The sequence below is a fragment of the Ruegeria sp. YKSF131 genome (genome assembly GCF_059612645.1).
This window is the reverse complement of record NZ_JBXWQZ010000093.1, coordinates 1-10960: the sequence shown is the minus strand read 5'-3', so window position 1 is coordinate 10960 and position 10960 is coordinate 1. Positions and strand designations below refer to the sequence as shown.

11 protein-coding genes and 1 tRNA gene are annotated in these 10960 nt (G+C 57.8%); 8 read left to right on the top strand and 4 right to left on the bottom strand.

What is annotated here, in order from left to right:
* Nucleotides 1–516: 516 nt before the first annotated feature.
* A tRNA-Ser gene (locus AC2FLZ_RS20845) sits at nucleotides 517–606 on the bottom strand.
* 202 nt (nucleotides 607–808) lie between these two features.
* Between AC2FLZ_RS20845 and AC2FLZ_RS20840 the strand changes: the two genes are divergently transcribed.
* The 8 genes from AC2FLZ_RS20840 (at nucleotide 809) to AC2FLZ_RS20805 (ending at nucleotide 8349) form a co-directional block, all read left to right on the top strand.
* Nucleotides 809–2074: an SPOR domain-containing protein gene (locus tag AC2FLZ_RS20840; protein ID WP_480554136.1), complete on the top strand. Its 1266-nt coding sequence runs from the start codon at nucleotides 809–811 to the stop codon at nucleotides 2072–2074.
* A 16-nt stretch (nucleotides 2075–2090) separates the two neighbouring features.
* Entirely contained in the window at nucleotides 2091–3257 is a 1167-nt protein-coding gene (locus AC2FLZ_RS20835) for a D-alanyl-D-alanine carboxypeptidase family protein (protein WP_480476144.1), read from the top strand.
* On the top strand, nucleotides 3254–3880 hold the full coding sequence (gene tmk / locus AC2FLZ_RS20830; RefSeq protein ID WP_480476142.1) for a dTMP kinase: 627 nt from the start codon (nucleotides 3254–3256) through the stop codon (nucleotides 3878–3880). Before AC2FLZ_RS20835 ends, tmk begins: the two co-directional genes overlap by 4 nt.
* A 3-nt stretch (nucleotides 3881–3883) precedes the next feature.
* Nucleotides 3884–5005: a DNA polymerase III subunit delta' gene (locus AC2FLZ_RS20825; protein WP_496882712.1), complete on the top strand. Its 1122-nt coding sequence runs from the start codon at nucleotides 3884–3886 to the stop codon at nucleotides 5003–5005.
* Nucleotides 5002–5808 carry a TatD family hydrolase gene (locus AC2FLZ_RS20820; RefSeq protein WP_496714726.1) on the top strand — a complete coding sequence of 269 codons (807 nt, stop codon included), beginning with the start codon at nucleotides 5002–5004 and terminating at the stop codon, nucleotides 5806–5808. Before AC2FLZ_RS20825 ends, AC2FLZ_RS20820 begins: the two co-directional genes overlap by 4 nt.
* Nucleotides 5805–6623: an MBL fold metallo-hydrolase gene (locus AC2FLZ_RS20815; RefSeq protein WP_496714727.1), complete on the top strand. Its 819-nt coding sequence runs from the start codon at nucleotides 5805–5807 to the stop codon at nucleotides 6621–6623. Before AC2FLZ_RS20820 ends, AC2FLZ_RS20815 begins: the two co-directional genes overlap by 4 nt.
* 33 nt (nucleotides 6624–6656) lie before the next feature.
* A complete protein-coding gene (locus tag AC2FLZ_RS20810) occupies nucleotides 6657–7589 on the top strand; it encodes an AEC family transporter (protein WP_496714728.1) in 933 nt (310 codons plus the stop codon).
* Nucleotides 7590–7650: 61 nt separating this feature from the next.
* The gene (locus AC2FLZ_RS20805; RefSeq protein ID WP_496714729.1) at nucleotides 7651–8349 is read left to right on the top strand and encodes a CbiX/SirB N-terminal domain-containing protein; all 699 of its coding nucleotides are present in this window, start codon (nucleotides 7651–7653) and stop codon (nucleotides 8347–8349) included.
* A 39-nt stretch (nucleotides 8350–8388) separates the two neighbouring features.
* On the opposite strand, the gene AC2FLZ_RS20800 is transcribed toward AC2FLZ_RS20805, so the two are convergent.
* The 3 genes from AC2FLZ_RS20800 to AC2FLZ_RS20790 all read right to left on the bottom strand — a co-directional run.
* Nucleotides 8389–9381 (bottom strand): diguanylate cyclase domain-containing protein, encoded by a 993-nt coding sequence (locus tag AC2FLZ_RS20800; protein ID WP_496714730.1) that lies wholly within the window; start codon nucleotides 9379–9381, stop codon nucleotides 8389–8391.
* A complete protein-coding gene (locus AC2FLZ_RS20795; RefSeq protein WP_480604353.1) occupies nucleotides 9378–9965 on the bottom strand; it encodes a heme NO-binding domain-containing protein in 588 nt (195 codons plus the stop codon). The genes AC2FLZ_RS20800 and AC2FLZ_RS20795 overlap by 4 nt, the downstream gene beginning before the upstream one ends.
* A 118-nt stretch (nucleotides 9966–10083) precedes the next feature.
* Nucleotides 10084–10960 (bottom strand): trimethylamine methyltransferase family protein (locus tag AC2FLZ_RS20790; RefSeq protein WP_496882711.1); only part of this gene is annotated, 877 nt, incomplete at its 5' end.

The following is a 10960-nucleotide window of genomic DNA, read 5'->3' as shown; positions in this document are numbered from 1 at the left end:
AGCGACGCTTGCGCTTCCTGTCTCGGTCCCATCATGGCTGATCCCTCCCTTTAGGAAGAATTGAATCAGCAACTTACCAACCGATCAAGCCCGAGTTTTTCAACAAAATAGTCCGAACAGGAACGCCAGTTCGGCTTTTGATAGCTTCAGATCCTGCGTCCCTGATACAGGGTTCGCCCTCCCTGATCCGCCGGAACAATTCCCTGTTCCCGCGAGAAAATTCCCTGTTCCGCTTTTTAGGGAATTTGCAACATAAACCTCTGAAAAACATGCAGTTCTGACAGGAGAAATGACCGAACTCAGACCCGTTTCACGAAAATTCCCTGTAAATTGCCGGGTATCAGGGAAATCCAGCCCAAAGCGACCCCGCCAAAATGCGGCACTGAGACTGCGGCCGGAATTGCGCTCTGAATGTACAGTCTGCTCCGTCTCTGATTGAAAGCGCACGCGCCAACTCGCGGAAATTGCGGCACAATTCCGGGTCAGAAAACACAACTGAAGTGAGACGGGTATGGGTGGCGGGGAGACAGGGATTCGAACCCTGGGGACGCTCTCACGCCCAACGGTTTTCAAGACCGCCGCATTCGACCACTCTGCCACCTCCCCGTCGAAGGCAGGGTCTAAGCGCAAGTTCTGCCAGAGGCAAGTCGAAATCGGGATTTCTTGCCGAAGCCCGCGCAGCGGTCTTTCCATGACTCTTCAGCCGCGTTATGATCCCCGAAATAGACCGAAACAGGCTGGCAAGCAGAACCAGCAGACCGGCAGCGGGGTTCCGAGAACGAGACCCCTTCAGGCAAGGGATAAGCAGATGAAGCGAGCGATCATGACACGCCCGGGACCAAAACGGTTGGCGTATCTGGCGTTGACTTTGACAGTTCTGAGCGGGTGTGAGGACATTCTTCAAGAGGCTGAAAAACCTGAAGAAAACTCAAACAAAACCGAACTCCTTCCCGAGGCGGCCTCGGGCTCGCAGCGTGACGTCGAAGCCCCTGATGTTTTTCAGGTCACCGAAGCGGGGCTTTGGGATGGCAGACCCTCGCTGGGTGGGATCTGGGTTGCCTACCCGGATGTTTCACAGCCCGAGCGTGTCGTGATTACGAACACCGCAAACAACAAGTCCGTAACAGGGGCCCTGTTCCGACGTGAACGCAACCTGCCCGGCCCGGCACTTCAGGTGTCATCTGCGGCTGCGGAACAGCTCGGAATGCTGGCGGGCGCGCCGACAAAGGTCAGTGTTGTCGCTCTGCGCCGTGAAGTTGCAAAGGAATCACCACCAGAGGACGCGCCCAAACCGGAAGACGAAGCGGCGGATACGGCTGCGGTGTCGGACGCCGCAGCCACCGACGATCCATCCGCGGCAGATAGCGAAAAAACTGCCAAGCCGAAATGGTGGCAAAAGGAGGCGCCAGCGGCAGCAGCCGGTGCAGCAGTGGTTGCGGCGGAAGCGGCAAGTTCTGCCAACGAAGCGACCGAAGGTACGGATACGACCACCGACGCGGCATCAGCCACTGAGGATCCGACAGAGCCCGCTGAAGAAAAACCCGCCAAGCGGAAGTGGTGGCAGAAACAAGAGCCAGCAGCGGCGGCTGCGGGAGCCACCGTGGCTGCGGCGGATGTCGCAACAGACAGTGTGGATGTGGCCGCAGAAGTTGCACCGGCGTTGTCCGATGCGCCTGTCGAAGCCCCTGCTGAAAAACCCGCGAAACGGAAGTGGTGGCAAAAGAAAGACCCCACTGAAATCACCGAAACGCCGCTGGACCCCATCGAAGGCGCGGCAGCCGCGATTGACGCGACCGAAGCGATTCCGGCCGCGGCAGCAGCAACAGGCGCTGCGTCTCCGCTGAGCAAACCATTCGTGCAGATCGGGACATTCAGCGTCGAAGCAAATGCCAATGCCGCTGCTGAGAAAGTGCGCCGGAATGGCATGTCGACTGTTGTGCGGGAACTGAAAACCGAAAACAAAACAGTATGGCGGGTCCTGGTTGGCCCTGCCACAACCCGGGCCGAACGCAAAGCCATTCAAAAAGATGTAAAGGATCTTGGTTTCAAAGATGCGTTCACCGTGTCCGACTGATACAGGGAGGCATAACATGCTATCCTCATTGCGAGTTTCTGTTCTGGCCTTTGGGCTTGCCGTGCTGGCAATCCCGGCTCAGGCTTTTGATACATCCGCCCGCGCGGCATATGTGATCGATCAGACCACCGGTACGGTGCTTTTGGCAAAAGACGCTGATCAACCCTTGCCGCCTGCATCCATGTCCAAGCTCATGACGCTGTATGTTGCTTTCGAAGCGCTGCGTGACGGAAGACTGACGCTGGACGAAACCCTGCCCGTGTCCGAACACGCGATGAGCTATGGCGGCTCGACCATGTTTCTGAACACGCAGGACCGGGTTCGGGTCGAGGACCTGCTGCGCGGCATCATCGTTCTGTCAGGCAATGACGCTTGCGTGGTGCTCGCCGAGGCGCTGAGCCCCGACGGGACAGAGGCAGGGTTTTCCCGATATATGACCCAACGCGCCAAGCAGATCGGTATGAACAACTCGAATTTCGCGAACTCGAACGGTTGGCCTGCCGCCGGACATATGATGTCGGTTCACGATCTGGCGGTTCTGGCCGACAGGCTGATTACCGACTTCCCCGAATATTACCCCCTGTTTTCAGAAGAGGAATTCGAATTCGATGGCCGTGCGCCATCGAATGCCCGTAACCGCAATCCGTTGCTGAAACTGAGCATCGGCGCGGATGGCCTGAAAACCGGCCACACGCAGGAGGCCGGATACGGCCTCGTCGGCTCCGCCAAACAGGGCGACCGCCGTGTCATCTTCGTCCTCAGCGGGCTGGACAGCACCGGCCAACGGGCAGAGGAGGCTGAGGCCGTGGTTAACTGGTCGTTTCGAAATTTTGTCGAGAGGACAGTTGCCAACGCGGAAACGCCGATAGCCGAAGCCAAGCTGTGGATGGGCGAGAAAAAGACCGTAGGTCTTGTACCTGACGGCGATCTGACGGTTCTGTTTCCAGTTCTGGGCACACAGAACGTCAAGGCCGAAGTTGTCTATCAGGGTCCCATCAATGCGCCGGTCAAAAAAGGCCAGCAACTGGCCGAGCTTGTCATCAAGCCTGAAGGATTGCCGGAAATAAGACGTCCGCTCGTGGCAGCGGAAGACGTTGCAATTGGTGGATTTGTCGTTCGTATGCTGACCGTTGGTGGCATTGTTCTGAAAGACGTGATCAATAACCCGCTGGAGTCGATGTGACCAGGGCTGGGTTATTTCTGACTTTCGAAGGCATTGACGGATCAGGCAAGTCAACTCAGGCGCGGATGCTGGCAGATCAACTGCGCGCGCAAGGTCATGAGGTCGTTTTGACGCGTGAACCGGGCGGCTCGCCTGGCGCGGAAGAAATTCGTAGTCTGGTGTTGGAAGGTGATCCCGACCGCTGGTCGGCAGAAACGGAAATTCTGCTGTTCACGGCCGCCCGCCGCGACCATCTGGAACGTACGATCGAACCCGCGCTGGCCGCAGGGCAAGTCGTGATCTGCGACCGTTTTGCCGACAGCACACGCATGTATCAGGGCCTATCGCGGGGAGATCTGCGCGGCCTTGTTGATCAGCTGCACAGCCTGATGATCAAGCGCGAGCCTGACTTGACGCTGCTGATCGACATGGACCCCGATACCGGCCTGTCCCGCGCCAAAGGGCGGCAAGGCGCGGAAGAACGGTTCGAAGATTTCGGCCCGGACCTGCAAAAGAAAATGCGGGCGGGCTTTCTGGCGCTGGCCCGTGAGTTTTCCGACCGTTTCCGCGTTGTGGACGGCAACCGGGACATGGACAGCGTTGCACAGGATGTGACAGAAATCGTCCAGGCTGCATTGCGATAGACGATGAATGACGAAATCCCCTCTCCGGATCAGGTGCCTGGTGCGCCGCATCCCCGCGAGACCGCCCAGCTTTTTGGTCAGGATGCGGCAGAACAGGCGTTTCTGACCGCCTTCAACTCGGACCGGCTGCACCACGGCTGGTTGCTGACCGGGCTGCGTGGCGTCGGCAAGGCGACGTTGTCTTGGCGGATTGCGCGGTTCTTGCTGGCAACACCTTTGGCAAACGACGGTGGGCTGTTTGGCGCGCCGCCACCGCCAGGGACTCTCGACATTGATCCCAACCACCCGGTGTCACGTCGCATACTGGCCGGGGCCGAGCCGGGATTGGCCGCGATAGCTAGGTCACTGAATGATCAGGGGCGGCTGCGCAACGAAATCGTTGTGGACGACATCCGAAAACTGGGAAAGTTCTTTGGCCTGTCCTCTGCCGATGGCGGGCGCCGGGTCGTAATCGTGGATTCCGCGGATGAGATGAATGTCAGCGCCGCTAACGCGTTGCTGAAAATGCTGGAAGAACCTCCGGCGCGTACAGTCCTTTTGCTGGTGTCGCACCAACCCTCACGCTTGCTGCCAACCATCCGCTCTCGTTGCCGTACCCTACGTCTGGGGCCCCTGAGCGCTGGGGATATGCAGGACGCGCTGTCGCAAACCGGGACGACCTTACCGGCGCACCCCGAATATCTCGCCGCATTGGCCGCTGGCTCGGTCGGGGACGCGGTTCGCCTGATCAATCTGGGCGGACTTGAAATCTATGCCGAACTGATTGCCATTCTGGGCACCCTGCCCCGTCTGGACCGGCAGCGCGCACTGGCCCTGGCCGAGGCTGCAGCACAACGCGGCGCGGCCGAGCGCTTTGATCTGCTGCTGACACTGATCGATGTCGCCTTGTCTCGGCTGGCCCTGACCGGGGCAACCGGCGCACCACCGTCCCCCGAAGCCGCCCCGAACGAAGCTGAAACGCTGGCCAGATTGTCGAATTCTACGGATCAGGCTCGTCGATGGGCCGAAGTCGCCGCGACAATCACAGCCCGCGCGCGACATGGTCAGGCGGTGAACCTTGACCCTGCCGCTCTGGTCCTAGATACGGTGTTCAAGATACAGGAAACCGCCGGCCAGGTCAGATGAGCGACACCCCCCAGATCACCGACAGTCATTGCCATCTGGACTTCCCGGATTTTGACGGTCAGTTGAGCGACATCATTTCGCGCGCAGCCGAGGCTGGCGTGACCCGGATGGTGACGATTTGCACCAAGCTGCGCAATGAACCCGCGGTCCGTGCGATTGCCGAAGCCCATGCGCCGGTATTCTACGCCGCAGGGACCCACCCGATGAGTGCCGCAGACGAGCCTATGGTCTCGGTCGATGAACTGGTTGCACTGGCACAGCACCCGAAATTTGTGGGCATCGGCGAATCCGGTCTGGATTACCACTATACAGCCGACAGAGCAGAGCTTCAGAAGCAGTCGCTGCGCATTCATATCGAAGCCGCCCAGTGCACAGGGTTGCCTTTGATCATTCATGCCCGCGCCGCAGACGACGATATGGCCCAAATTTTGGCCGAAGAGTATCGCAACGCGCCCTATTCCTGCGTGATGCACTGTTTCTCGTCCTCGGCCGAGTTGGCCAAAGCCGCGCTGGATCTGGGGTTTTATCTGTCCATGTCCGGCATTGCGGCCTTTCCCAAAAGCCAGGAGTTGCGCGACATTTTCGCAAGCGCGCCAGTGGATCGCATTCTGGTGGAAACTGACGCGCCCTATCTGGCACCGCCCCCTTATCGTGGCAAGCGAAACGAACCGGCCTATACCGCACATACAGCCCGAAAAGGGGCCGAGCTGTTCGGGCTGGAGTATCCGGCTTTTGCCGCCCAAACTCAGGCGAACTTTGACCGGCTGTTCAGCAAGGCGGCAACGTACAGGGCCGCTGCATGACCGAATTGAGATTTACCATTCTGGGCTGCGGATCGTCAGGCGGCGTACCCCGGTTGGGTGGTCACTGGGGTGATTGCGACCCTGCAAACCCCAGGAACATTCGCCGACGCTGTTCCCTGCTTGTCGAGCGTGACGGTCCAGGCGGCACAACCTCCGTGTTGATTGATACGACCCCGGACATGCGCAGCCAGTTGCTGGACACGGGCACCGGGCGGCTTGATGGTGTGGTCTATACACATTCTCACGCGGATCATGTCCATGGAATCGACGACCTGCGCATGATCGTGTTCAACATGAAAACCCGTGTTCCGGTCTGGGCTGATGGTGATACTCAGAACGCCCTGCTGGGGCGGTTTGGATACGCCTTCATTCAACCCGAAGGGTCACCCTATCCTCCGATCCTCGACCTCAAGTCCATCGAAGGGCCGTTCGAAATCAACGGACCCGGCGGTTCCATTCCGTTTCGTCCATTCAAGGTGAACCACGGCTCGATTGATTCTCTGGGCTTTCGTATGGGGCAGCTCGCCTATTTGCCGGATGTTGCCGAAATTTACGACCACGCATGGCCTGAAATGGAAGGGTTGGATTATCTCATTATCGACGCCCTGCGCCGAAGCCCTCATCCCACACATGCACATCTGGAAAAAACGCTGGAATGGATTGGGAAGCTGCAACCAAAACAGGCGATACTGACCAATATGCATATCGATCTGGACTATGCGACCGTCGATGCAGAAACTCCGGACAATATCACCCCCGCCTATGACGGGATGGTGATACATCACGCGTTTCAGACCCCTGTTCCTTTTGCATAAGATAACGCAGCTTGGCAGCTGCATGGGGGCCAAATGCTGCAAAGCCTGATTGACGTCATTCTTCCTGTCTTTCTTGTGATCGGTGCCGGTTACACGGCAACACGAACAGGTTATTTCAAAGAAAACCATGTCGACGGGCTGATGAGATTTACGCAAGGGTTCGCGATCCCATGCCTGTTGTTTCTGGCAATCGCGCATCTGGACCTCAGTGCCAGTTTCGATCCCCGGCTTTTAGCCAGCTTCTATTCCGCCGCTGCCTTGTGTTTCACCACGGGTCTTTTTGGTGCGCGCATCATTTTCAACCGCGAATGGGAAGACTGCGTGGCAATCGGGTTTTGTTGCCTGTTCTCAAACTCGGTTCTGCTTGGATTGCCGATTACCGAACGCGCTTATGGTCTTGAGAACCTGACAGGCAACTATGCGATTATCGCCTTCCATTCCCCGTTTTGTTACGGCGTTGGGATCACGGTGATGGAGGTTGTCCGCAATCGCGGAAACGGTGGCGCGCGCATGGCACGTTCTGTTCTGTCTGCAATGTTCAAGAACGCGCTGATCCTTGGTATTGCACTGGGGTTCGTGGTCAATCTGTCCGGTTTGACCATCCCAGCTGTGGTGGACGAAGCCCTTGGTCTTATCACTCGGGCCGCCCTGCCCGGCGCCCTGTTTGCACTGGGCGGGGTACTGGTCAAATACAAACCCGAAGGCGATCTGCGAACTATCGCCTTTGTTTGCGCAATCTCGCTGATGCTACATCCCAGCCTAGTGTGGATATTCGGCAAGTCCACGGGGCTGCCGCAGGACCTTTTCCGCTCGGGGGTGTTGAACGCAGCCATGGCGCCCGGGTTTAACGCCTATATCTTTGCCAATATGTATGGCCGCGCCAAGCGGGTCGCAGCTTCTTCTGTTCTCATTGGGACAGCCACATCCATCCTGACTGTCTGGCTTTGGCTAACGGTTCTGGGCTAACAGTAGTGTTGACTTCAGTTCGCACAGAGGCACGTAACGCATATCGTGTCAGGAGATCCAAATGCCACATGCCATCATCGTCGCACATGGCCAGCCGTCCGATCCAGAACCGGCTGAGGCTGCTTTGGCTGCATTCGCGGCTACGGTCGGCGCCCTGACCGAGCATGTAACGGTGCATGCTGCAACTCTGGCCGCGCCCGGCGCGTTCGAGGTTAAACTGAACAGCCTGCCGGAAAACACGGTCATCTATCCGCTTTTCATGGCAAACGGATGGTTTGTCACCAGCGCACTACCCAAGCGATTAGGGGATCACAAAGCGCGCATTCTAGACCCATTGGGTGTTGACCCAGAGCTACCGGCATTGACCGCGCACGCCCTGCAATCCGAGTTGTCCCAAAGGAATTGGGCAACTGCGTCGACCGATCTGGTCATTGCCGCACATGGGTCGGGGCGTAGCCGAAACCCGTCGGCCGTGGCTCTGGGTTTCGCATCGCAGCTTCAAGAAATGCTGGCTTTCAAATCTGTCCGCGTTGGGTTTGTTGAAGAACCGCCATCCATTTCCGAAGCCGCGACTGGCATGGGGGCTCAGGCGCTGTGCCTTCCGTTCTTTGCCTGCACCGGGGGGCACGCAGTAGACGACGTGCCCGCAGGATTGAGCCAAGCAGGCTTCGAAGGCGTCCTGCTGCCAGTGGTTGGGGAACTGCCACCCATCCGGCACCAGATTGCCAAGCAGGTAACGAAGGCCGTTCAGCTCGCGTAAAAATTCGCTTGAGTTCTTTGCCCCGGAAACAGGCAAAACTCAGGTTTGCGCTTTGATCAGAGTGGAATACAGGCGGTGGCAGGACCGGCCATCTCGCTTGGCCTGATAAAGGGCGACGTCGGCGGCGTGAAGGATGTCGGCGGCTTTGGGAACCTTGAACTGGGTGGACAAGGCCGTTCCGATACTTGCAGAGATACAGCACGGTTGGTCCTGAAACATTATGGGTTCATTCAACCTCGCGATCAGGCGCCCGGCGATGGACTCCAGGGTTTCTTCCCGCGTCAGACCTTTGAAAATAATGACAAACTCATCCCCGCCGACCCGCGCGACCGTATCGTCTCCACGCGTCTCTTCAAGCATGATGCGGGCCGCCTGTTGCAGGACGTAATCCCCGGCAGCATGGCCCAGCCGATCATTCACGGATTTGAAGAAGTCCAAATCCAGATGCATAAGGGCGAATGTAGAATTTGTCAGGATCAGATGCCCCAGCAAATGATCCATCGCGCGGCGGTTCTTCAATCCTGTCAATGTATCGGTATATGCCTGCTCTTCCGCGGCTAGCATTGCCCCCTGAAGCCTGAGATTAAGTGAACGGGACGCTTCCATCGCGGCAGATTTGGCTTCGACCAGATACAACAGCTCGATCGCCAGGTCGGTGCCGGAAAAATCTGCGCTCGTCAGGGCGTAATCCCGAACCGCATCCAAAATCGAAATACCGAATGACAGATTGATGACTGCACCGCCCGTCTCGGGCAAGGGTGCGACCAGGCCTTTCAGGGTCGTACGTGGTTCATCGCGAAATCTCAGATGCAGTTTGGCACCGGCCATCGACATCAATGCGGGAAGGGTGGTGACTGTTCTGGGGCGGATCAGCTCGAACATGTCCAGAACCCCCAGCCCGACCAAAGGCAATTCGGGCCGCAACTTTTGCAATGTCGGGCCCGCTTGTTGAATGCATCCGCTGCGGTCCACCAACATGAACATCGGGCAAAGCGTTTCCAGAAGTTCGGCCAGTTCTTGGGTATGTGTCATCTGTTCCGAGCCCCCAGATCAAAATGGCGCCCCTCGGCAAAGGCGCTTTCGACCAAAATGATTGAAATGATTTCACAAAACTCCTGACGACCCTCATGCGACAGCATCACCAGCGCACCATAATCATCGGCCATCGCTCGTAGGACCCCGACCATAACACTGGAAAATCCCGGTAAGTCCGGAAGGCAGCACAACTGGTATTCCGTGGCTGAAAGCTCTCTCAACTCAAGCGCAGGCAAAGTCAGATCAGAGACAGCCAGTCTCACACGATCCGCAAGATCATCTAGGGAATGAAGAAACTCGACATAGGTGACACCCCCAAACCTGAGCAGTCGGCGCAGCCCTTCCATGTTCGGATGGGACACCAGATATGTTCCTAGATCTTCAAGGATTTCCGCCTGTGGTCGGTTGAGGTCAATACTCAGGGCCTCGAGCAACCGGGTCGTCATGTCATCGTCATAGATGAGCATGGCTTCAAACTCGACAAACCCAAGCCGCGCACCTTCGGTCACGCGAACCCAGCAGGATTGCCCGTAGGTCGCGCCGACAAAGGACTGTATCGCCCGATTGATCAGACCATGCATCGGATGCCTCAGATTGGTGTCCTTGGCACTGTGGTCTGAGAAACCTTAACAAATAGCCAAAATTCGCCCCGAGTTGCTGTGAATGCAGCGGAGTATCAAGACGACACTACCCACCTTGTCAGAAGTCCGTCGGCGCGCCGCCTTCGGCCTTGCGGCGTTCGACGAACTCGGCCAGTTCCTCGCGAATACCATCGTCCATCGGAGGGGCTTCAAAGCTCGAGATGATCTCTTTGAACATGTGATGCGCACGCTCAGCCGTCCAGATGCCTCCGGCGGCCTCCCAGCCTTCATAGTTCTTCCAGTCACTCAGGAAGGGCTGGTAGAAGGCCGTGCTGTAGCGATCCTGTGTATGCTGGATGCCAAAAAAGTGACCGTCATTGCCAACCGCTCGAATTGCATCCAAAGCAATCTCATCCGGCCCGGTCGCGGTCAGATCAGGGTTCATATAGCGCTGAATTTGCTGCAAAACCTCGCAATCCATGATGAATTTTTCCGGGCTGGCGATCAGGCCGCCCTCCAGCCAACCGGCGGCGTGGTACACCATGTTGGTGCCCGACTGTACGGCCGCCCAGAGCGAGTTCGAGGTTTCCCACACGGATTGCCCGTCTGGCACATTGGCCGCACACACACCGGATGAACGCAGCGGCAGCCCATAATATCGCGCCATCTGCCCGGTCATCTGTGTCGAGCGCATGTATTCCGGCGTCCCAAAAGCGGGCGCGCCTGATTTCATGTCCACATTGGATGTGAAAGTTCCGATTACACAGGGGATACCAGGGCGCACATATTGGAACAGAGCGATGGCGCACAAGGCTTCGGCCAGGGACTGTGCAACCGCACCCGCCATCGTTACTGGTGCCATTGCCCCCGCCAGCGTAAAGGGGGTTACGACAATCGCCTGCCCGCGCCGCGCCAATCTCAGGCAACCATCTATCATCGGATGGTCATGCTTCAACGGCGAGGTCGAGTTGATGTTGGTGTACATCCGTGGCGAG